Annotated in this window: 20 protein-coding genes and 4 pseudogenes; 17 read left to right on the top strand and 7 right to left on the bottom strand. The window is 38.8% G+C overall.

Translation table 11 applies throughout. The annotated features are described in order from the left end of the window. Positions 1–35: 35 nt before the first annotated feature. The gene (locus NST05_RS01655) at positions 36–563 is read left to right on the top strand and encodes a 5-formyltetrahydrofolate cyclo-ligase (RefSeq protein ID WP_011226605.1); all 528 of its coding nucleotides are present in this window, start codon (positions 36–38) and stop codon (positions 561–563) included. After that, entirely contained in the window at positions 554–1,228 is a 675-nt protein-coding gene (locus NST05_RS01660; protein WP_084829128.1) for a rhomboid family intramembrane serine protease, read from the top strand. The genes NST05_RS01655 and NST05_RS01660 overlap by 10 nt, the downstream gene beginning before the upstream one ends. Positions 1,229–1,273: 45 nt before the next feature. On the opposite strand, the gene galU is transcribed toward NST05_RS01660, so the two are convergent. The 6 genes and pseudogenes from galU to NST05_RS01690 all read right to left on the bottom strand — a co-directional run bounded on the left by galU (position 1,274) and on the right by NST05_RS01690 (position 6,700). Further along, positions 1,274–2,188, bottom strand: a complete 915-nt coding sequence (gene galU, locus NST05_RS01665; RefSeq protein WP_179972326.1) for a UTP--glucose-1-phosphate uridylyltransferase GalU — start codon at positions 2,186–2,188, stop codon at positions 1,274–1,276. 18 nt (positions 2,189–2,206) lie between these two features. Next, on the bottom strand, positions 2,207–3,229 hold the full coding sequence (locus NST05_RS01670; protein WP_340742982.1) for an NAD(P)H-dependent glycerol-3-phosphate dehydrogenase: 1,023 nt from the start codon (positions 3,227–3,229) through the stop codon (positions 2,207–2,209). A 174-nt stretch (positions 3,230–3,403) separates the two neighbouring features. Further along, positions 3,404–3,907, bottom strand: coding sequence for an MptD family putative ECF transporter S component (locus tag NST05_RS01675; protein WP_084829126.1), 504 nt, complete (start codon positions 3,905–3,907; stop codon positions 3,404–3,406). Between the two features lie 8 nt (positions 3,908–3,915). After that, positions 3,916–4,707: pseudogene (locus NST05_RS01680) on the bottom strand (formate/nitrite transporter family protein). Positions 4,708–4,824: 117 nt separating this feature from the next. Next, positions 4,825–6,078 (bottom strand): NAD(P)H-dependent oxidoreductase, encoded by a 1,254-nt coding sequence (locus NST05_RS01685; protein WP_084829124.1) that lies wholly within the window; start codon positions 6,076–6,078, stop codon positions 4,825–4,827. An 18-nt stretch (positions 6,079–6,096) separates the two neighbouring features. Next, positions 6,097–6,700 (bottom strand): annotated as a pseudogene (locus tag NST05_RS01690) (NADPH-dependent FMN reductase). Positions 6,701–6,913: 213 nt separating this feature from the next. On the opposite strand from NST05_RS01690, the gene NST05_RS01695 reads away from it, so the two are divergent. From NST05_RS01695 to NST05_RS01715, 5 genes and pseudogenes are all read left to right on the top strand, one after another. Further along, entirely contained in the window at positions 6,914–7,360 is a 447-nt protein-coding gene (locus NST05_RS01695) for a dUTP diphosphatase (RefSeq protein WP_084829123.1), read from the top strand. Positions 7,361–7,369: 9 nt separating this feature from the next. After that, positions 7,370–7,837, top strand: coding sequence for an isochorismatase family cysteine hydrolase (locus tag NST05_RS01700; RefSeq protein WP_060971568.1), 468 nt, complete (start codon positions 7,370–7,372; stop codon positions 7,835–7,837). Continuing rightward, the gene (gene radA / locus NST05_RS01705) at positions 7,834–9,195 is read left to right on the top strand and encodes a DNA repair protein RadA (RefSeq protein WP_084829234.1); all 1,362 of its coding nucleotides are present in this window, start codon (positions 7,834–7,836) and stop codon (positions 9,193–9,195) included. The genes NST05_RS01700 and radA overlap by 4 nt, the downstream gene beginning before the upstream one ends. Before the next feature lie 88 nt (positions 9,196–9,283). Continuing rightward, a pseudogene (locus NST05_RS01710) lies at positions 9,284–9,978 on the top strand (TIGR00266 family protein). 142 nt (positions 9,979–10,120) lie between these two features. Beyond that, complete coding sequence (locus tag NST05_RS01715; RefSeq protein WP_002947059.1) at positions 10,121–10,618, top strand: beta-class carbonic anhydrase; 498 nt, start codon at positions 10,121–10,123, stop codon at positions 10,616–10,618. Between the two features lie 91 nt (positions 10,619–10,709). Here NST05_RS01715 and NST05_RS01720 read toward each other — a convergent pair whose 3' ends face one another. Further along, on the bottom strand, positions 10,710–11,063 hold the full coding sequence (locus NST05_RS01720) for a DUF3397 domain-containing protein (protein WP_002953536.1): 354 nt from the start codon (positions 11,061–11,063) through the stop codon (positions 10,710–10,712). 171 nt (positions 11,064–11,234) lie between these two features. Here NST05_RS01720 and rplK point away from each other — a divergent pair, with 171 nt between their 5' ends. The 10 genes and pseudogenes from rplK to NST05_RS01770 all read left to right on the top strand — a co-directional run bounded on the left by rplK (position 11,235) and on the right by NST05_RS01770 (position 23,396). Beyond that, positions 11,235–11,660 (top strand): 50S ribosomal protein L11, encoded by a 426-nt coding sequence (gene rplK / locus NST05_RS01725; protein WP_002953535.1) that lies wholly within the window; start codon positions 11,235–11,237, stop codon positions 11,658–11,660. A gap of 99 nt (positions 11,661–11,759) precedes the next feature. Next, positions 11,760–12,449 carry a 50S ribosomal protein L1 gene (gene rplA / locus NST05_RS01730; protein WP_024704232.1) on the top strand — a complete coding sequence of 230 codons (690 nt, stop codon included), beginning with the start codon at positions 11,760–11,762 and terminating at the stop codon, positions 12,447–12,449. A gap of 264 nt (positions 12,450–12,713) precedes the next feature. Further along, positions 12,714–14,500: pseudogene (locus NST05_RS01735) on the top strand (ABC transporter substrate-binding protein). 181 nt (positions 14,501–14,681) lie between these two features. Continuing rightward, entirely contained in the window at positions 14,682–16,136 is a 1,455-nt protein-coding gene (gene gltX, locus NST05_RS01740) for a glutamate--tRNA ligase (RefSeq protein ID WP_002953532.1), read from the top strand. Positions 16,137–17,038: 902 nt separating this feature from the next. After that, complete coding sequence (locus tag NST05_RS01745; protein ID WP_002953531.1) at positions 17,039–18,238, top strand: argininosuccinate synthase; 1,200 nt, start codon at positions 17,039–17,041, stop codon at positions 18,236–18,238. Positions 18,239–18,566: 328 nt separating this feature from the next. Then, positions 18,567–19,952 (top strand): argininosuccinate lyase, encoded by a 1,386-nt coding sequence (argH, locus tag NST05_RS01750; protein WP_071417372.1) that lies wholly within the window; start codon positions 18,567–18,569, stop codon positions 19,950–19,952. Positions 19,953–20,036: 84 nt separating this feature from the next. Continuing rightward, positions 20,037–20,372, top strand: a complete 336-nt coding sequence (gene rnpA / locus NST05_RS01755; RefSeq protein ID WP_037600055.1) for a ribonuclease P protein component — start codon at positions 20,037–20,039, stop codon at positions 20,370–20,372. A 114-nt stretch (positions 20,373–20,486) separates the two neighbouring features. After that, positions 20,487–21,293 carry a membrane protein insertase YidC gene (locus NST05_RS01760; RefSeq protein WP_002953525.1) on the top strand — a complete coding sequence of 269 codons (807 nt, stop codon included), beginning with the start codon at positions 20,487–20,489 and terminating at the stop codon, positions 21,291–21,293. A gap of 11 nt (positions 21,294–21,304) precedes the next feature. Further along, positions 21,305–22,354, top strand: coding sequence for an RNA-binding cell elongation regulator Jag/EloR (jag, locus tag NST05_RS01765; protein ID WP_084829120.1), 1,050 nt, complete (start codon positions 21,305–21,307; stop codon positions 22,352–22,354). Between the two features lie 880 nt (positions 22,355–23,234). Continuing rightward, positions 23,235–23,396, top strand: a complete 162-nt coding sequence (locus NST05_RS01770; protein ID WP_006531779.1) for a hypothetical protein — start codon at positions 23,235–23,237, stop codon at positions 23,394–23,396. Positions 23,397–23,400 lie beyond the last annotated feature (4 nt).

Raw genomic sequence — 23,400 nt, forward strand, 5'->3', positions numbered from 1 at the left:
CTGATTTTTGGTAGCTTTTTTGATATGATAAACCTATGAAAAATAAACTTAGAAAAACGGTCTTGTCTCAGTTGACTTCACAAGAACCTGAGACTAAGGCTGAGATAGATAAAAATCTTTTGGAGAAATTGATTGCCTTACCTGCTTATAAAGATGCCCAGGTGATTGCGACCTATCTGGCTTTTCCGCATGAATATGATACCAGTCTCTTAATCAAGCAGGCCTTAAAGGATGGTAAGCGTCTTTTGATTCCCAAAACCTATAAACAAGGTCAAATGATTTTTGTGGATTACGATCCAGATAATCTTGTTGCAACCTCTTTCGGCTTGATGGAACCTGCCTCTGATTTGGCAGTGGAAAAATCAGAGATTGATTTGATTCATGTGCCGGGAGTAGTTTTCAATGCTGAAGGCTATCGTATTGGTTACGGAGCAGGTTACTATGATCGCTATTTGTCTGATTTTGAGGGGGAGACAGTTAGCACGGTTTATCCCTGTCAGGAAATGGATTTTATTCCATATAGCCATGACATCGCCGTTAGGGAGGTTATTACATGCAAGTAAATGAATGGAAGAAATACCCTGCAACCTATCTATTGTTGGGGCTCACGACGCTGACTTTTATCTGTCAATATCTTTTAAATAGCTTTCAAGCGACGTCACCTCTTAGTCTCTTTAAGATGGGAGCTATGTTTGGGACCTTCGTTCAATACAATCCCTTAGAACTTTGGCGTCTTATAACACCTATTTTTGTCCATATAGGTGTCGAGCATTTTCTTTTCAATATGCTTACCCTTTATTTTATGGGGAGGATGGCTGAACAGATTTTTGGTACTCTACGTTTTCTAGGGCTTTATTTACTAGCTGGTGTTATGGGAAACGCCTTTACCTTGTTTTTTACACCTAATGTTATTGCAGCTGGTGCTTCGACCTCCTTGTTTGGCCTATTTGCGGCTATTGTGATTCTTGGTTATTACAGTCACAGTCCCTTACTCAATCAGTTGGGCCGTAATTATTTGGCTTTGATTGTTATTAACTTAATCTTCAACCTATTTACACCTAGTGTTGGGATTACAGGTCATATCGGTGGTTTAGTTGGAGGTGCTCTGGCAGCTATCTTTTTGGCCAATAAGGTTGAAAGTCGCCTATTTAGTAAGGGGTGGCGCTTCACTTCCCTTTTAACTTACGTTACACTCTTGCTAATTGTTCTAGGCTTTACTTATCTTTAAATTAAATGAAAAATCCATCGAATATTAGATTCGATGGATTTTATACTAGTCTTTTTTAGTGGGTTTGCCTTCAAGTTTGTGGCCCAATTCAATAAGGTATTGCTTAAGGTCATCTTTAATTTGAGGGTGTTTAAGTGCGTAATCAATAGACGTCTTCATAAAGCCAAATTTGTCACCGACATCATAACGATCTCCTGTAAATACATGAGCAAAGACGCATTGTGTTTTGTTAAGAGTATCGATAGCATCAGTCAATTGGACTTCATTCCCAGCACCTGGTTCTTGATTTTCTAAGATACCGAAAATCTCAGGTGTTAAAAGGTAACGTCCGATGATAGCAAGATCACTTGGTGCATCTTCTGGATTTGGTTTTTCAACGAAAGTTTCAACGCTGTAACGCCCATTTTCGCCTTTACCCTGAGGAGCGATTACACCATAAGCAGAGACTTCTTCATGAGGAACAGACATAACCGCAATAGTAGATGCATGTGTCTCCTCATAATCGTTGATAAGTTGTTTAGTCAAAGGTACCGCTTTGTCGTTAGTAATATCCATGAGGTCGTCACCAAGCATGACAACAAAAGGTTCATTTCCGACAAATGCTTTGGCTTGGAGAACAGCATCTCCGAGACCACGTGGGTGACTTTGACGGATAAAGTGGAGATTAATAGAAGTGGTGTCATTAACCAAATTCAACAAGTCAGTCTTACCTTTTTGTTCCAAGTTATATTCTAATTCGAAGTTTGAGTCAAAATGGTCTTCGATAGAGCGTTTTGATTTACCGGTAACAACCAAGATATCTTCAATACCAGACTTAAGAGCTTCTTCAACGACAAATTGGATGGTTGGTTTGTCAACGATTGGCAACATTTCTTTGGCCAATGCTTTAGTAGCTGGTAAAAAACGTGTTCCGAGTCCTGCAGCGGGGATGATAGCTTTTCTAACTTTTTGATTCTTCATGAGAACTCCCTAGATTTTTTATTTTTTATCCCATTCATTTTCAGAGCGCAAATCATTGGACATCATATTGAGAATAGATTCCTTGATATCAGCACCCTCATAGATAGATTTGTAGATTGCTGTTGTAATTGGCATGTAGACGCCAAGTTCTTGAGCAATTTCGTAGGCAACCTTAGTGGTTGAAATTCCTTCGATAACCATACCCATGTTACGTTTAATGTCTTCTAGTTTTTCGCCACGACCAAGCGCATCTCCGGCACGCCAGTTACGTGAATGGATAGAAGTTCCAGTAACGATGAGGTCGCCAACGCCAGATAGACCGCTATAAGTCAAAGGGTCAGCTCCGAGTTTTACACCAAGACGAGTGATTTCTGCCAGTCCTCGAGTAATTATGGCTGCCTTAGCATTGTCTCCATAGCCCATACCATGGAGAGCACCAGCACCGACTGCGATAATGTTTTTGAGGGCACCGGCTGTTTCAACACCAATCACATCATAGTTAGTGTAGAGACGGAAATAGCTATTACTAAAAATACCTTGGGCATACCTTGCTATTTCAAGGTCCTTAGATGCTGCTGTAATCATGGTGATATCACGAACAATAGTTTCTTCAGCATGACTTGGGCCAGATACAACGACAATCTCACTTCGCATTTCCGAAGGAATCTCCTCTTCAAGGATTGTAGAGAGGCGTTCGTGTGTTCCTGGTTCCAAACCTTTTGAAGCATGCATGACAACAACTTTGTGGTCTAAAAGTTCGGCAACTTGCTTAGCAACTAAGCGAGTGACCTTAGTTGGAACAACAAAAAGAATAGCATTAACACTATCTAGGGCTTCAGATAGCTCTTTGTAGGCTTTAATGTTTTCATCCAAAATCACATCTTTAAAATAGCGGGTGTTGGTGTGTTTTTCGTTGATTTCATCAATTTGTTCAGGGATGTTTCCCCAAATACGGACCTCGTGTCCGTTATCGTTGAGTACCTGTGCGAGAGCTGTTCCCCAAGAACCAGGACCCAAGACAGCGATTTTTTGTTTTTTCATCATTCGGTCTCCCTTTATGTCCTTTCTAACAAAGTAGAAAAAGATTATATTCTTTCTCATTATAGCATAAGAAAAGCGAGTTTGTCTTGTCCGCTCTGTTAGGAAGATTGCTGGCTATTTATTTTTTAGACAATTTTTAGCAATGTAGCCTCCAGTGAGAGCAGTCATAAGAGTTCAGCCAATCAGGATTAGAGCATGATTGGCTGTGAATGGGACCATAACTTGGTCTACATAATCTTGTGTTTTGCCTTTAGCTAAGAGCTGTGCACTGTAGGCTTTAGGAGCTAGCCACATGGTCACTATAGGTGCCAAGTTTCCTAGAGAAAAGACCATATAGGAGAGTAGATTTACTTTATCATTCTCATAGTTGCCCTTCTTGGCGAGTAAGTCAGCGACAAGGCCAGCCAGCAAACTTGGAAGGAAGGTTAGGACAAAGTGACCAGAGGCAAAGAAGAAGATGGACATGAAGAGACCAAGGCAGGTAACAGCTCCAAATTGTTTGGTCTTTTGGATTAGCTCTAAATAAACCCAGCCCGAAAAGATAGCCACCAAGGCAGGTGTGTGGTACATGTTTTTGACTTTAAAAAAGATTAAATCAATCGCAACTGCAATGGTTAGGCATATAAAATACAGTAGAAAAGCTCGGCAAGTTTGTTTGATAAATATCTTTTGACGCATGTAGCCTCCTAATCGATGTGAGTTGTTTTGGTTTTATTGAGCCAAGAGTATGCCAAACCAATGAAAATACCGCCACCAATCTAGTTGCCGAAGAAAACGATCACCCACTGATGTAGAATATTTGCTAATGTGAAATTGTCCACAGCATTACGGACACCGTTGAAACCGATTAACATGAAAGATGTAAAGTTTGTAATCAAGTGTTCATTCACCAAAAAGACAAACATGAAGATAGCTGATAGGGCAATGAAAATCTTGGCAGACTCTTCTTTGAGGAGCATATAGCTCAAGATAGCAAGGTTGACGAACATACTAGCAGTAATACCTTCTGTAAAGTTCATCCAATCTGTTTGTCCAAGCTTAGTTGAGACAGCAGTTACCAAGAAACTCCTATCTGTCAGATGATTGAAAGAGAGGGATTGGTTGAAAAACCAGGCCAAGATAAGGGCACCAACAAAATTAAAGAAGATACAGTAGAGGAGGATGGTAAAAACCTTACTCCATCTGATTTTACCATAATAGGCACCACTAGTAAGGAACATCATGTTTGAAGTGGCTAACTCTCCGTTGAAAATGAGAACGAATACCAAATCCGATAGCAAAGATAAAGGCAAAGACGAAGCGATAAGGAGCTGGGCTAGCTGCAGCAATAATATCAGCGCCAATAATTCCTACAGCAGTTGACATGGTAAGATAAACGCCTGCAAGCATAGAACGTAAGGCATAGCGACCAAGACTTTCGTTAAAGAGAGCTTCTTTTTAGCGCAAGCAGCAAAAACTTTTTCTTGGAATTGAGACATAAGTTTACCTCTAAGTAGTGTGACATGGAGCATGAATAGATACATATGCTCGGGTGAATGTTAATCTAAGATGACCATGAAAAAAGTTAGGATATTTTGTCCCAACTTTTCCAAGTCTTAGTATGAGGACGCTCCAGATGTGGCATCTGCGGCTGGCGATGCATCGCCAGCGTGACCACTAGCGTCTGATGCTCCAGATGTTGCGTCGCTACCGCTATGGCTAGTTACAGCCGGTGCAAAAGGACCGCTTCCTCCGACAAGGCGTTGACCAGTTGTTTCGAGATACCAGTCAAGCCATGGTTTAAAGTTAAAGACGATTTCATTGATTCCTGCATAAGAACCATCATCATAGTACATAGCTTGATAGTTATGCGTATTGATAACTCCTTCAGGCGAACCAGGTACAATTGTACGCACATATTCTTGGTTGCCGTTACAAAGGGTACCGATAACCCATTCCACATTCTTCATACGAGCTGGTGGAAGTGAACCGTGAACTGTTGACATACGGCTACCTGATTGAGGTGGTACACGTTTAGCTAACATAGTATCAGGATCTTGATGGGCATTATTGTAGTAGAGGAACTGGTTGTTATCATCGGCATAGGTTAATTCAAACGGCATAACCTTGAGGAACATGTCAATTTGGTTAACCGTCAAAATACCGTGATCTAGTTTAACATAAGTATCACCAGATACTGCACCAGTGATCTCAGCTACTTTTTCGACCCATTCTGGATCGTCAGGATCAACCTCGGTAACAGTTGTAGCGATTGGTTTGTCACAATCCAAGTCTTCAGGTTCAATTGGTTTTGGTTTTTTCAATTTAGAAACCATTCCTACGTATTGGATGAAATTATCTAAGCATTGTTCAAGGAAGTTAATAGTACCTTCATTGGTAATGTTAGCCTCAAGGTCAAAGGCTTCTTTGGCTTTTCCAAGCAAGAATTCATTACCCGGAAGAGTATAAGCATTGACGCCAGGTGCTTCAAGGATTTTACGCAAATGCACTTGGGCACGTGAAGTTCCTTGGTCGTAGTAAGAAGCACCAACAATCATAACTGGTTTGTTTTCAAATGGGTGCACTTCGAATGAGAGCCATTCTACTAATACTGACTTAAGTGCTGCAGAGATAGTGTGGTTGTGCTCAGGTGTAGCTATGATAACACCATCAGCGCGTGTAATTTTGTTATTAAGTAAGCGAAGTTGGAAACTTTCATCCCATTTTTCATCTTGATTAAACATAGGGACTTCATCAATTTCTAAAACTTCAAGTTCAAATTTAATTTTAAAATGTCTTCTGATAAATTCGAGAAGTTTACGGTTATATGATTGATCATAATTTGCTCCAACAATTCCAACAAATTTCATAGTTTATATTCTCCTGTCTTATAGGCTTTCCCAGTCGAAGTCTTCAGCTTCTTTATGTAGTAACTCTGTAGCATGTGAGAGTTTACCAGTAATTTTGACGTAGAGACGGAAGTCATCGAAAATAGCATCTAATTTTTTGATGACATCAAGGTCAACTAAATCGCCGTTGCTATCAAAAGCTTGAAGGGCATGTGAGAGTAAGAATTCGTCTGGAAGCACATTAGCTTTGATTTCTGGAGCATTCAAAATTTGACGAAGTTGTAGCTGTGCACGAGAAGCTCTCCTAGAGTTCCATAAGATGCCCCCGTAATCATAACAGGCTTATTCAATAGAGGGAAAACTCCGTATGAGAGCCAAGCTAAAGCATTCATGAGAACAGCCGGAATTGAGTGATCATACTCAGGTGTTCCAATGATGACACCATCAGCTTCATCGATTTTTTAGCGATTTCTAGTGTACTTTCTGGCAATTACTTATTAGCAGGTTTGTTAAAGACAGGAAGATCTTTGATTTCTACAAGTTCAATTTCTGCCTTATCTGCAAAATGCTTCTTAATATATTGCAATAATTGTCTATTAGTTGAACGTTTTGAATTCGTACCAACAAGTCCGATGAATTTCATGACAATTCTCCTTAAAAGTATTATATCTAGTATCATGTTAGCGTTTTCCTAGATAAAAGTCAATTTTCGTTTGATGAGAATACGATTAGACTATTACTTTTGTCATCTTATTTCGAATAGATTATAATAGGATAGATTTAAAAAATATTCTTCTTAATTCAGTGTAGATAATTTTACAAGAATTAGTTAACTGATGTATTGAAAGGAAAAATAATGACTAAAATTCGTGGATTTGAACTTGTATCAACCTATAACAATCAGGACTTACTTCCAAAGCGAGAGACTGCCCATGCAGCTGGCTATGATTTAAAGGTTGCGGAGAATACTATGATTTCTCCTGGGGAAATTGTTCTCGTACCAACAGGTGTTAAGGCTTACATGCAACCTGGTGAGGTTCTCTATCTCTATGACCGTTCCTCTAACCCTCGTAAAAAAGGTCTGGTCTTAATCAACTCAGTTGGAGTTATTGATGGCGATTACTATGGAAATCCCGGAAATGAAGGGCATATCTTCGCCCAGATGAAAAATATTACTGACCAGCCTGTGACTCTTGAAGTTGGCGAACGTATCGTTCAAGGTGTCTTTACGCCCTTCTTAATTGTAGATGGAGATGAAGCTGACGGTGTTCGTACAGGTGGTTTCGGATCGACAGGGAAATAGAGAAAGAATATGGCAGACTATTTATTAGTTGTAGATATGCAGTCAGATTATGTTGCTGTTGGAAAAGCATATCATGAAGAACTGATTGCAGCTGTGAATGACAAAATTGCCAGCTATCCCAGTGACCGGGTTATCTATATTCTCAACCGTTTTTTCTGGGAGAGAAAAGATAGAAAGAAGAAATTTGCGACCGGCTTGCTGCTTGTATCTTCTCGTATCTTTGAGAAGCGTCGGGCTTCTTGCTTTACCAATCCAGATTTAAAAGATTTTTTAGAGGAAAATGGTGCTAAAAGCATAGAGTTTATAGGGGTAGATGGCAATGGCTGTGTCAAGGCTTCCATTTTGGCAGCTGTCAAGGAGAATTATCAGGTTTCTGTTGATTTGTCCGCTGTCGGAGTTGCCAACCAGAAGAAATTTAAAAAAACATTGCATAAGTGGCATTCTGTCGGAGTAATCGTAGAAGGAGAATTATCATAGCAAAGAAAAAATCAACTTTTGTTTGTCGAGAATGTGGCTACAATTCACCCAAATATCTAGGGCGCTGTCCCAACTGTTCTTCTTGGTCCTCTTTTGAAGAAGAGGTTGAGGTGCAGGAGGTGAAAAATGCCCGTGTCAGTTTGACGGGTGAAAAGTCTAAACCAACTAAATTAAAAGAAGTCTCTTCAATTAGTTATGCCCGCATAAAAACCGATATGGACGAGTTTAACCGTGTTTTAGGTGGCGGTGTGGTTCCGGGGAGTTTGGTTCTTATTGGAGGAGATCCAGGAATAGGGAAATCGACCCTCCTCTTACAGGTGTCAACACAGCTGGCTAACAAGGGAACTGTCCTCTATGTTTCTGGGGAAGAATCGGCCGAGCAAATCAAATTGCGGAGTGAACGTTTAGGTGATATTGATAACGAATTTTATCTGTATGCTGAGACCAATATGCAAGCAGTCCGTAGTCAAGTGGAGGGTATCAAACCCGATTTCCTCATTATTGATTCTATTCAGACCATCATGAGCCCAGAGATCTCTGGCGTTCAAGGTTCTGTTTCCCAGGTTCGTGAAGTAACTGCCGAACTCATACAGATTGCCAAAACCAATAACATTGCCACTTTTATTGTTGGGCATGTGACCAAGGAGGGACAGCTGGCTGGACCACGTATGTTGGAGCACATGGTGGATACTGTGCTTTATTTTGAGGGGGAACGTCATCATACCTTCCGTATTCTGAGGGCAGTTAAAAACCGTTTTGGTTCAACCAATGAGATTGGGATTTTTGAAATGCAGTCAGGTGGTCTGGTCGAGGTACTAAACCCTAGCCAAGTTTTCTTAGAAGAACGCCTAGACGGTGCCACAGGTTCTGCCATTGTTGTCACAATGGAGGGGAGTCGACCTATCCTAGCTGAGGTTCAAGCTTTGGTGACACCGACCGTCTTTGGTAACGCAAAGCGGACAACGACGGGACTGGACTTTAACCGTGTCAGCCTTATCATGGCTGTCTTAGAGAAACGTTGCGGCCTTCTTCTCCAAAATCAAGATGCCTATCTCAAATCAGCTGGTGGTGTTAAGTTGGACGAGCCAGCTATTGACCTTGCAGTTGCCGTTGCTATCGCTTCTAGTTACAAGGAGCTTCCAACCAATCCACAAGAAGCCTTCGTAGGAGAAATTGGCTTGACCGGAGAGATTCGTCGTGTGACTCGTATTGAGCAGCGTATCAATGAAGCCGCTAAACTAGGTTTTACTAAGATTTATGTTCCTAAAAATTCGCTTCATGGCATGAAGATTCCAGAAGGTATCCAGGTCATTGGGGTCATAACGGTAGGAGAAGTACTCAAAAAAGTCTTTTCTTAAAAGATATGCTCAGAGTTGGAATCTGAAAGCGGCTGCAAGAATACCTGTTCGATGCTATACTTTTCTTAAGAATAGGGAGGTATCTATTATGCAATTTTTCACAGACAACAATATGCAATTCCAGCTGGTAGAGTTAACTCTTAATCAAGGTGAAACGGTTTTTATCCAACTTGGCAGTATGGTCTACCATACACCTAATGTGTGACTCTCAACACCAAATTAAATGCAAGTGGCTCTGGTGTAGGACGCTTTGTAAAAGCAGTTGGACGGTCAATGGTTTCGGGTGAAAGTACCTTTATTACCAGGTATTTGCCCAGTCTAATAATGCTTACCTAGCATTGTCACACGACTCACCAGGTCAGGTGATTCCGCTGTATCTTGGTGAAAAGCAGTACCGACTTAATGATGGTGCCTTTTTAGCACTTGATGGTACGGCTTACTATACAATGGAAACCCAATCGATCGGTAAGGCTCTCCTTGGTGGCCAGGGAGGATTCTTCGTTATGACGACCCAAGGTCAAGGGACTCTTTTGGCCAATGCTTACGGTTCTATTAAAAATTGTGCTAAACAATCAAGAAGTGACTATTGATAATGCCCATGTTGTTGCTTGGAGCCAGACTATTGATTATAGTATTCATTTGGAAAATGGTTTCTGGCAGTCTATCGGAACAGGTGAAGGTGTGGTTAATACCTTCAGGGGAACAGGAGAAATCTACGTTCAAAGTCTCAACCTTCAAACCTTCGCAGGCTTACTTAATAGATGCTTACCAAAACGTTCATAAAATAAAGGAGAGTAACCTCGATAGGTGGGACTCTCTTTTTTACTTAAAGAAGTTGATAGCTGACAAGTTAAGAAAAAGATGATAAGATAGACTGTAAATAATTTGAATGTCAAATTAGTTCTCCGTTAGAAAGTGAGTTATTATGTCCTATTTTGAAAACTTTCTCAATGCCAACAAAGCCTATGTTAATCTTCACGGGACAGCCCATCTTCCCTTGAAACCTAAGACTAAGGTGGCTATTGTGACTTGTATGGATTCACGCCTTCACGTTGCCCAGGCCTTAGGGTTGGCACTAGGTGACGCCCATATTTTGCGTAATGCGGGTGGTCGTGTTACGGAAGATATGATTCGTTCTTTGGTCATTTCCCAACAACAGATGGGGACACGTGAAATCGTAGTTCTTCACCATACAGATTGTGGTGCTCAGACCTTTAAGAACGATGAGTTTACGGCCTATCTTAATAAAGAACTTGGCGTTGACGTATCTGATCAAGATTTTCTTCCATTTACAGATGTAGAAGAGAGTGTCCGTGAAGATATGGCTATTCTTCGTCAGTCGCCACTTATTCCTAAGGATGTTATCATCTCTGGTGCGGTTTACGATGTAGATACTGGACGAATGACTCAGGTCTTCCCTTAATATCTAAAAATTTAGCAGGCATGATTGCCTGCTTTTTTATAATTCAATGTAAAAAACTCAGCTTACTAAAATATGCTGAGTTTTCTTGTTTTTAAGAGACGATAAAAATGAGAATTACAGTCCCTAAATAGAAAATACTAGTAATAAAGAAACTGATGCGCCAGAAAAACTTAAGGAAGCGTTTAAATTTAAAGGATTGTGTTTTTCTCAGCATCTGAATCGTGATAATAATAGCTGCCAGTGATAATAAGATGGTGATGTATGGCAGAAAACTATGGGTAAAAAAACGAGCTGATATAGCAATGACTTCAATAAAATAAAGTGGAAAGGTTAAATCAGCGAAATTAAGACCGAGATATTTTAAACTGAAGAAGCGGTGGATAATAAAAGCAAAGATAGGTGTTAAAATCAAAAATGCTATAGCAAAGAATTTATATAGAACCATAGGTCTATTTTACCGCGAAAAAGTCTTAATGTAAATTTTTTCCTAAACTTAATAAGAATTTCTTGCATCTAAAAAGAATTTTTGTATAATAGATAAGGTATGTAAAAACATACTTGTGGGAGGTAACAAAACTTACTTACCGCCAAAACCACAATAGGAGGAAATTACAAAATGGCTAAAAAAGTCGAAAACATCGTAAAACTTCAGATTCCTGCTGGTAAAGCGACTCCAGCTCCACCAGTTGGACCAGCTCTTGGTCAAGCCGGAATCAACATCATGGGATTCACTAAAGAGTTTAACGCTCGTACAGCTGATCAAGCTGGTATGATTATCCCAGTTGTTATCTCTGTGTATGAAGATAAATCATTCGATTTCATCACTAAAACACCACCAGCTGCTGTTCTTTTGAAAAAAGCTGCAGGTGTTGAAAAAGGCTCAGGTACTCCAAACTCAGTTAAAGTTGCTTCAGTAACTCGTGCGCAAGTACGAGAAATTGCTGAAACTAAAATGCCTGACTTGAACGCTGCAAACATCGAATCAGCTATGCGTATGATCGAAGGTACTGCACGTTCAATGGGATTCACTGTTACTGACTAATTCAGTTAACAAGAAAACCACAGACGTCGCCTCACTTCGCTGAGTGACGTGGAAGATGAAAGTCGTTATGACCACAATACACAAGGAGAAATAATTAACATGGCTAAAAAAAGCAAACAAATGCGTGCTGCTCTTGAGAAAATCGACAGCACAAAAGCTTACAGCGTAGAAGAAGCTGTAGCTCTTGCACAAGAAACTAACTTCGCAAAATTCGATGCTACTGTTGAAGTATCATACAACCTTAACATCGATGTTAAGAAAGCTGACCAACAAATCCGTGGCGCAATGGTATTGCCAAACGGTACTGGTAAAACTCAACGCGTTCTTGTATTTGCCCGTGGTGCTAAAGCTGAAGAAGCTAAAGCAGCAGGTGCTGACTTCGTTGGTGAAGACGAACTCGTTGATAAAATCAACGGTGGATGGCTTGACTTTGACGTTGTTGTTGCAACGCCAGACATGATGGCAATCGTTGGTCGTCTTGGACGTGTCCTTGGACCACGTAACTTGATGCCAAACCCTAAAACTGGTACGGTAACTATGGACGTTGCTAAAGCAGTTGAAGAGTCTAAAGGTGGTAAAATCACTTACCGTGCTGATAAAGCAGGTAACGTACAAGCTATCATCGGTAAAGTTTCATTCGAAGCTGAAAAATTGGTTGAAAACTTCAAAGCATTTAACGATGCTATTCAAAAAGCTAAACCAGCTACAGCGAAAGGTACTTACATCACAAACCTTTCAATCACTACTACACAAGGTCCTGGTATCAAAGTTGATCCTAACTCATTGTAAGAGTAGTAAAAACCTATCTTCGGATAGGTTTTTTTAATTGAGCTAGATAGGAATACTTGAGTAGAAAATAAAAAATCTTCAGAAGGTAGTGTTGATTGTTGGAGGTTATGGTATATTTTATGCGTATACACATAATTTTTGATTTAAAACTTTTTGCGTTACATTTTAAAGAGGCTATGAAAGAAAAAGAGTAAGGTGTTTTTACTGGTAGCCGTAGGCCTGTTGTCTGTAGGTCTTTTAACGGCTTGCTCATCATCAAGTAAGATGTCTGGAAAGATACTTATAACTATGTTTACGGAGGTGATCCTGCAACCCTAGACTATCTTGCTGCAAATAAGAAAAATATGACGACAGCTGTTAGTAATGGTGTTGATGGTTTGTTTGAAAATGATCAATACGGTAATTTAAAACCATCTGTAGCTGAAAGATTGGTCTGTCTCTCAAGATGGCTTAACATATACTTACAAGATTCGTAAGGGGCCCAAATGGTACACTTCAACGGCGAAGAATATGCAGATGTGACTTCTAAGGAATTTGTAACAGGCCTTAAACTTGCCGCAGATACAAAGTCTGAGGCTATCTATTTGCTACAAAATTCAGTTAAAGGTCTAAATGAATACCTCTCTGGAGCTAACAAAAATTTTTCAGCTGTAGGTATCAAAGCGGTTGATGATCACACCTTGCAATATACACTTAGCCAACCAGTACCTTACTGGAATTCAAAATTGACTTACTCTGTCACTTGGCCTGTTAACGCAGAGTTTTTGAAATCTAAAGGAAAAGATTTTGGTAAGTCAACGGATCCAACGTCTATTCTTTATAACGGACCATGCCTTCTTAGAGCTTTGACAACTAAATCATCTATTGAGTTCACCAAGAATGAAAATTATTGGGATAAGGATAATGTCTACTTTGACAATATCAAATTAACTTATGATGATGGATCAGATCAAGAGTCTTTGGAACGTGAGTTCACTGACGGTGTCTATACATTAGCTCGCCTCTTCCCTACTAGCTCAAATTATTCTAAGGTTTCTGAAAAGTATAAAGATAATATCTATACTACTCAACCAGCAGCATCAGTAGAAGGGGTTGGTATTAATATTGATCGCCAAACTTACAATAATACCTCTAAAGAAAATGACCAACAGAAATCATCAACTAAAGCAGTACTTCTTAATAAGGATTTCCGTCAATCATTAGGATTTGCCATTGGTCGTACAAATTATGCAGCTCAGTTGAATGGTAAAGAAAGTGCTAATACAGCTGTTCGTAATATCTTTGTTAAACCAGACTTTTTTCAAGCAGATGGTAAAGATTTCGGAACAATGGTAATGGATCAACTTCCAGCTTATGGTGATGAGTGGTCTGGTGTGAATCTTGCAGATAGTCAAGATGGTCTTTACAATCCAGAAAAAGCTAAGGCTGAGTTCGCGAAAGCTAAGGAAGCCCTTCAAGCAGAAGGAGTTCAGTTCCCGATTTATTTGGACATTCCAGTAAACCAAACAAGTAAGTTTTTGTGAATCAAGTGCAATCTCTCAAACAGTCTATTGAAGCCACACTTGGAAAAAAGAATGTTGTCATTGATATCCATCAATTGTCAGCCAACGATTTCTACAATATTACTTACTATGCTTCGAATGCAGCAGCAGAGTATTGGGACTTGTCAGTTGGTGTTGCTTGGGAGCCTAATTACCTCGATCCATCCACATATCTTGATGTTTTGAAAACGACTAGTAGCGAGAACACCAAGTCCTTTATGGGTTACGACAATCCAAATAGTCAAGCTGTGGAAAAAGTAGGTCTTAAAGAATATGACCAATTAGTTGAGGATGCTTCTAAGGAAACCACAGATTTAAAAGTTCGTTATGAAAAATATGCTAAAGCTCAAGCATGGTGATAAAGGTTCGACCTACTACTTCAAGTATATTAAATCTCAAGATGATATTGTAACTAAGAAACAGTATGATTCAGCTTATAAAGATTGGCTTAAAGAAAAAGCAAAATCTAATGACAAAGCTCAAAAAGATCTTGCAAAACACGTTAAGTAAATTATCGAAAACGTCTACCTTTAGGTGGTCGTTTTTTTGATAAAATTCCTCGAACGACCTTCAGATTGTGTTATAATAAAAAGGATTGATACTTATAAGCTTATGCTTAAGCTTGGGGAGAGCCTTCAAGCTAATCAGGTATCCAAAGACTGAAGAATGAAACATAAAAAGGAGATTTATCTTGGCTAAAGATATCCGCGTTCGTTACGCACCAAGTCCAACAGGGCTGCTACACATTGGTAATGCCCGTACGGCATTGTTTAACTACCTCTATGCACGTCATCATGGCGGTACTTTCATTATCCGTATTGAAGATACTGACCGTAAGCGTCACGTTGAAGATGGTGAGCGTTCACAGCTTGATAATTTGCGTTGGTTGGGAATTGACTGGGATGAAAGTCCTGAAACACATGAAAATTACCGTCAATCAGAGCGTTTGCCACTTTACCAAAAATATATTGATCAACTTTTGGCAGAAGGTAAGGCTTACAAGTCATATGTAACTGAAGAAGAGTTGGCTGCAGAACGTGAACGTCAAGAAGCAGCAGGTGAAACACCTCGTTATATTAACGAGTTCCTTGGTATGACTGAAGAAGAAAAAGCCGCCTACATCGCAGAACGTGAAGCCGCTGGCATTATTCCTACAGTTCGTTTGGCTGTTAATGAGTCAGGAATCTATAAATGGCATGATATCGTTAAAGGAGATATCGAATTTGAAGGTGGCAATATCGGTGGTGATTGGGTTATCCAGAAGAGGGATGGTTATCCAACTTACAACTTTGCGGTTGTTGTTGATGACCACGATATGCAAATTTCACACGTGATCCGTGGAGATGACCACATTGCCAATACGCCAAAACAGCTTATGGTTTATGAGGCTCTTGGTTGGGAAGCGCCTGAGTTTGGGCACATGACCCTTATCACCAATTCTGAAACTGGTAAGAAGTTGTCTAAACGTGATACTAATACCCTTCAATTTATCGAAGATTACCGTAAAAAAGGTTACCTGCCAGAAGCAGTCTTCAACTTTATTGCTCTTCTAGGTTGGAACCCTGGTGGTGAGGACGAAATCTTCTCTCGCGAAGAACTTATCAAACTCTTTGATGAAAACCGTCTAAGTAAGTCTCCAGCGGCCTTTGACCAGAAGAAACTGGATTGGATGAGTAATGACTACATCAAGCATGCTGATTTCGATAAGGTCTTTGCTCTTTGCAAACCCTTCTTGGAAGAAGCTGGTCGTTTGACAGATAAAGCTGAAAAATTAGTTGAACTCTATAAACCACAGATGACAGCTGCGGAAGAAATTGTACCTCTTACAGACCTCTTTTTCGAAGATTTCCCAGAATTGACAGCGGCTGAAAAAGAAGTTATGGCTGGTGAAACAGTACCAACAGTACTTGAGGCCTTTAAAGCTAAACTTGAAGCTATGTCAGATGATGAGTTTGTTACAGAAAATATTTTCTCACAAATTAAGGCTGTTCAAAAAGAAACAGGAATTAAAGGGAAAAACCTCTTCATGCCAATTCGTATAGCTGTTTCAGGAGAGATGCACGGCCCAGAATTACCAGAGACTATCTTTTTACTTGGTCGTGAAAAATCTATTAAACATATTGATCAAGTTCTCGCAACACTATAAAAAAACGAACCCAACATTTGTTGGGTTTTCGAATGTACATAAGCAATATGTCAGCCATCATATGATTTTAGTTAAGAGTGTTTTTGTAATACAATGATGATATAACGTAGTCATATTATCATTTTAAAAACTTTAAATTAGTTTTATAATAGATTTGTAATAAAAAGTTGAGAGAAGTGAAGATTTGGTTGGTATTTCTACTACGTCATTGACATGTATCCATAATTGAGGTTATAAGTCAGTTAAAGAGCTTGGGGTATCTAGGCTCTTTTTTATGTTACGTAAACAAATTCATATGTGACATGGTCTGACTATCAGTTGAATAATTGATGGTTCTTAACTAGGAAAAAAATAGATTTATATTTTTAGTTTTTTCTAATAGGAACGACGCTAAATTATATATTTATCTTACAACAAAGTAGGTTGATTTTTGAAAGGAAAAGCGGGAGTCCCTTGCTTATTTTTAGGAGGCATTACGGGATGGCTTTTAGTGATCAAATTTAGCAATTTATAAAAATAGACTAAGAAATTACAGTTCAGGATAAAAAACGACATTCATTCTATCTAAAATTGTTGCTCTGTTCTCTACCGAGGATGCTGTTGTTCAAAAGGTCAGTACTTTGTACAGGCCTTTTGGCATTTTATAAGAAAAATAGTTAAAAACATTTTTAAATCTATTTAAACAGTTTCAAGGCTGTTATTTATTTTCAATCTGATATTGCATAAAATTGAATAAAAACCAAAAAAATAAAACACTTTTTGACTAAAAATATAAAAATAAAAATAAATATAAAAAAATATCAAAAAAATAGTTGACATATGAATAAATATTCAATATAATTTATCTCGTAAGGTTGATAGAGATAGCAACCCTAAGAAAATATAAGAAAAGAGAAAATAATATGTCAAAAGAGAAAGTTATTCTTGCCTATTCAGGAGGTCTTGATACCTCAGTCGCTATTACATGGCTTAAAAAAGATTACGATGTTATTGCTGTTTGTATGGATGTGGGTGAAGGTAAAGATTTAGAGTTTATACATGACAAAGCTTTGACTGTTGGAGCTGTTGAGTCTTATGTTCTTGATGTCAAAGATGAGTTTGCTGAAGATTATGTGCTTCCAGCACTTCAAGCTCACGCCTATTACGAGCAAAAATATCCTTTAGTTTCAGCCCTTAGCCGTCCAATTATTGCTAAAAAATTAGTTGAAATTGCTCATAAAACAGGTGCAACAACCATCGCTCACGGTTGTACTGGTAAAGGTAATGACCAAGTTCGTTTTGAAGTTGCCATCGCTGCCCTAGATCCAAGTCTTAAAGTAGTGGCGCCAGTACGTGAATGGAAATGGTCTCGTGAGGAAGAAATTGAGTATGCTAAGGCTAATGGTGTTCCAGTTCCGGCAGACCTTGATAATCCTTACTCAGTCGACCAAAACCTTTGGGGACGTGCCAATGAGTGTGGTGTTCTTGAAAATCCTTGGAACCAAGCTCCGGAAGAAGCTTTTGGAATTACTAACTCACCAGAGTCTGCACCCGATGAAGCTGAGTATGTAGATGTAACTTTTAAGGAAGGGAAACCAGTTGCTCTTAATGGTAAAGAAATGAAATTGGCTGACCTTATCCAAGAAATGAATGTTATCGCTGGTAAGCATGGCGTTGGACGTATTGACCACGTTGAGAATCGTCTTGTGGGTATCAAGTCACGTGAAATTTATGAATGCCCAGGAGCTATTGCACTTTTGACAGCTCATAAAGAAATTGAAGATTTAACTTTGGTTCGTGAAGTATCTCACTTTAAACCAATTCTTGAAAATGAATTGTCAAATCTCATCTATAACGCTTTGTGGTTTAGTCCGGCAACAGAAGCTATCATTGCTTATATCAAGGAAACACAAAAAGTAGTTAATGGTATCGCTAAAGTAAAACTTTACAAAGGGCATGCACAAGTAGTCGCACGTCAATCAGCTAATTCATTGTATGATGAAAACTTGGCTACTTACACATCAGCCGACAGCTTTGATCAAGATGCTGCGATTGGATTTATCAAGCTTTGGGGACTTCCAACACAGGTAAATTCTCAAGTTAACCATCCATTTGACAAATAATAATAGATTTCATAAGAAAAGCAGGATATGAGAAGAAACTTCTTAATATCAGATAAAAGTGGACAGGGAGCCGCATCTGATACTCTTTTCTTATAACTTATATTATTCTCGTGAAGACGTTCTGCGAGGCGTCACGATCCTAAATAAACTACGACTGAGATCGGGTTTTAGGAAAACAAGTGTCCAGAGAGACAAACTAAGCTAGACAAAAAATATCTAGCTTTTTTCATTTAAAATATTGTGGCCTAAGAGGTCATTACTTGTTATAAGTATTAAGAAAGGACGGAAGGTTATCTTATCGTTTAGGAAAATCTTCAACATAAAAACTATGGCAGAAAATCATAAACTATGGGGCGGTCGGTTCGAAGCTAGTCTTGAAAAATGGGTAGAAGAATTTGGTGCTTCAATCTCCTTTGACCAAAAGATGGCTGAGTTTGATCTGAAAGGCTCTATTGCCCATGTAACCATGTTGGGTGAGACAGGAATTATTGCTCAAGAGGAGGCTTTGCAAATTAAACAGGGCTTGGAAGAGCTTCTGGAGGAATATAAGGCTGGTAAGCTAGAATTCGATGTTTCCAACGAAGATATTCATATGAATATAGAAAGTCTTCTAACGGCTAAAATTGGACCTGTGGCAGGAAAGCTTCATACAGCGCGTTCACGTAACGACCAAGTAGCGACAGATATGCACTTGTATCTGAAAGCCAAACTCGTGGAAGTTATTGAGAAAATTGATAACTTACGTAATACCTTGGTCAGTCTAGCAGATAAACATACTTACACAATTATGCCAGGGTACACCCACTTACAGCATGCTCAGCCGATTTCTTTTGGTCACCACTTGATGGCTTACTACAATATGTTCACACGTGATTCTGAACGTTTTGAATTTAATATCAAGCATACCGATATTTCCCCACTTGGTGCTGCCGCTTTAGCAGGGACAACTTTCCCAATTGATCGTAATATGACATCTGATTTAATGGGCTTTGCAAAACCATATAGTAATTCTCTAGATGCTGTTTCCGATCGTGACTTTATTCTCGAATTCTTGTCAAATTCAAGTATCCTTATGATGCATATGACACGTATTTGTGAAGAAATCATTAACTGGTGCTCTAACGAGTTTAAGTTTGTAACTCTTTCGGATACTTTTTCAACAGGATCTTCCATTATGCCTCAAAAGAAAAATCCAGATATGGCGGAACTTATTCGTGGGAAATCAGGTCGTGTTTATGGTAATCTGATTGGACTATTGACCGTGATGAAATCACTACCTTTGGCTTATAATAAGGATCTACAAGAAGATAAAGAAGGTATGTTTGATACGGTAGAAACGATTACTGTCGCTATTGACATCCTTGCAGGTATGCTCAATACTATGTCTGTTAACGACAAGCATATGGCAGAGTCGACAGAAAAAGATTTCTCAAATGCTACGGAATTGGCGGATTACCTTGCAACTAAAGGACTTCCATTCCGTGAAGCTCATGAAATTGTAGGGAAGCTTGTCCTCGAGTGTACTAAAGCAGGTTATTACCTTCAAGATGTTCCTTTTGAACGTTATCAAGAAGTTTCAGATTTGATTGAAGAGGATATCTATGAAACATTAAAGTCTCACACTGCTGTTGAGCGTCGTCATTCTCTTGGTGGGACAGGTTTTGATCAAGTTAAATGGCAAATCAAAGAAGCTCAGCAAAGTCTCAACAAGTAAGTCTCTAAGCCCCTAACCATAAGGTTTTGGGCTTTTTTGCTATTTATGATATAATAGTACTAATTTTGAGTTTGGAGTCACATTTTGAAAAAATCTTATCGCGTTAAGAAAGAGAAAGACTTTAAAGCATTATTTGATGCAGGACACAGTGTTGCTAATCGAAAATTTGTAGTCTACTGTCTGGATCGTAATCTACCTCATTTTAGAGTAGGTTTATCAGTTAGTAAGCGTCTTGGTAATGCGGTTACTCGGAATCGGGTAAAACGTCGTCTACGACATGCACTGATGGACATGTCATCTCAGTTAGAACATCAAGATTTTGTCGTTATTGCTCGTAAAGGTGTTGAGGACTTAAGTTACCAAGACATTTATAGCAATCTCGTTCATGTCTTAAAAATAGCAAAGTTGTATAAAGACTAGACAATTGCCTTGCTTCGTTACATTATAGGAATGACTAAGATTGTTCATGGTCTCATGAATCATCTTAATGGACGAAGAAAACTAGTTCTCTGGTCTATTTTAAAGGAGTTTTTAGTGAAGAAAAAACTTAGTTTATCTATTTTAGGGACAGGAGCTCTCTTGCTTTTGTCGGCTTGTGGACATGGTGACGTTACAAGTCAATCTAGTGGCGTTTGGGAACGTCTCATTTTAACCTTTGGTAAGGCTATTCAAGGACTCTCATTTGGAGGATCCATTGGATTAGGTATTATCATTTTTACGATTTTGATTCGTGCGGTCATGATTCCTTTGTATAACCGCCAAATTAAGTCAAGTCGTGAATTGCAAGAGCTTCAGCCAGAGTTACGTCGCTTACAGAGTGAGTATCCTGGCCGAGAGAATCGTGAGGCCCTGGCTTATGCACAACAAGAACTTTATAAAGAGCATGGTGTAAATCCTTACGCAAGTTTCCTTCCTCTCATAATTCAGTTTCCTATTTTGATGGCTCTTTATGGAGCTCTTACACGTGTGCCAGAGTTGCGAGAAGGATCCTTCTTGTGGGTTGATCTTGGTCAAAAAGATCCGTACTTCATTCTTCCGATTCTGGCGGCAGCTTTTACTTTCCTTTCAACTTGGTTGACGAATAAGGTTGCTAAAGATCGTAGTGCTATGCTTATTGTCATGAATATCATGCTTCCAATCTTTATTTTTTGGTTTGGGACACAGATTTCTTCAGGGGTAGCACTTTATTGGACAGTTTCGAATGCTTTCCAAGTCGTTCAAATTTTAGTTTTTAATAACCCATTTAAAATCATTGCTGAGCGTAACCGTTTGGAAGCAGAAGAAAAAGAACGTAAAGCTAAGATTCGTCGTGCCAAGAAAAAGGCGAATAAACGTAAATAAGGAGGCTTTTTATGGTAGTCTATTCTGGACGAACAGTTGAACAAGCTATCGAGAAAGGTTTGAGAGACCTTAATCTACCACGTATGAAGGCTCATATTAAGGTGATTTCTCGTGAGAAGAAAGGTTTTTTAGGGTTCGGAAAGAAACCTGCCCAAGTTAGCGTTGAACCAATCATTGAAGAAATAGCTCACAAAGCTGATCGCGATGTTATTAAAGTGGCCCCTGATGCTGTAAAGCAGCCGGATGATTTTGTTACAAGTTCCAAAGAAGAAACTACTGCTTTCAAGAAAGTGACAAAGCTTATTACGGTTTCAGATAATAAGGGAGAGGCACAGGAAATCTTAAAGCAACCAGTGGCTACTGAGACCTTTGGGGAAGAGGTGCCTGGTAAAATACAGGAGCAGCCAAAGGCGACAATCATTCCTTTATCTGTTAAGCACGAGTCATCAGAAGAGGATGCTACAGAACCTAAGGTTACTTCTCTTGCGCCCAAACTAGAACCTGTTGCTCAACTTCAGAATGTAGAAACTTCAGAATCAGAAGATGATTTCAGCTCTTTTGTGGCATCTGAGTTTAGTTCAGTTGAATCTTCTGAAAGCAATTTTGAAGAAGTTCAATCAGCTGCAGATGACGTTTTATCTTACCTTGAAAAAATCATCTATGAAATGGATGTTGATGCTAGTCTGGAGGTTAGTCACAATCGTCGTAATATCATTATACAGATTGAGACAAACCAGCCAGGACGTGTTATTGGCTATCACGGTAGGGTTCTTAAGTCTTTACAACTTTTAGCACAAAATTATGTGCACGACCGTCATTCTAAACGCTCTAGTGTTGTTCTTAATGTTCGTGATTATTTGGAGCAACGTACAGAGACTCTGATTGATTTAGCAGAAAAAATAGCAGCCAAAGTAAAAGAAACAGGGAGAGAGTATGTGATGGATCCAATGACCAACAGCGAACGTAAAATCATTCATAAGTATCTCTCTCAAATTGAAGGTGTAGAAAGTCACTCAGAAGGTGATGATCCTAATCGTTATGTTGTGGTGACAAAAGTATAATTAGAATAGAGTTTATTGCTTGCAAAAACTAGTCTTATTTTAAGGCAAGTTTTTTTTTGACAATGAAAAGTAGTCGCTGTCTAACAAAGTGAAAACAGGGTCAAAATGAAACGTAATACTACCAAACTAAAGGAAAAGTTAATCACAACTGGAAGCGGGAGAGATAAGAGCAAAAGGAATCGAATAACTATCTATATGGAAGGAGCTAAATAATGGAGGTCTCGATTATCTACGCATATCCAAACAACAATAGCTACAATCTCTCTATACTAGAGACTGAAAAAAAGAATTTATCACCCCCCTACAAGGCATTAGAATCTTTGATTTGTACAAAGAGAAGTTTGATCCTGTTTTACAATTCGATGCCACATATAGGAGAAGAGACATAGCTCATGATATAAATATGAAAGTCTATAGAGACTTGTAGACTTGGTGATACGGTATGGATCATTACTAGACATAATACACCCAAGATTTTTTCCTTTTGCGCAAGACTACACCAAAGTTTTAAAATATTAAATCCTAAAAACTTGTGGCATTAAACTATTCAAAGTCACTTAGCTTGCACGTGTTGAATATATGAGTGTGCAAAAGCAAAAAATAAAGCTCAAAAATATTGCAAAAATAGTTAAATCCTTATAACTAAATATTGATAGTGTGAGGAGTTAAGGAGGGTGATATATACTAGATTTTTAAAACCATTCTACTACGGTTATCGGTCTGTTCTTTTTACTAATGAATTTTCTAGTACTTCAAGCTATGGTGAAAATAATCTCTAAGTAAGTGTCTAGAGTTTTGAGAATTAATAAAATAAATCTATAAGTCAAGAGAGCAATGAAAATTGTTCTCTTTTTCTGTACTAAAAAGAAAGGATACAAACATGACTTCTAATGAACTACATTCGCGTGAAATACTCATTGAATTTTTGATGTTTGAGTTAAAAATTTCACGTAAAGAAAGTCAAAGTCAACTTGCTGAATTAGAAAAATTTGGTCTTATTGAAATAAAACCAAATGGTCAGCTTTATTTTAAAATGGTATAGATTT

It is taken from the genome of Streptococcus sp. FSL E2-3494, from assembly GCF_038007085.1.
Taxonomy (GTDB): domain Bacteria; phylum Bacillota; class Bacilli; order Lactobacillales; family Streptococcaceae; genus Streptococcus; species Streptococcus thermophilus.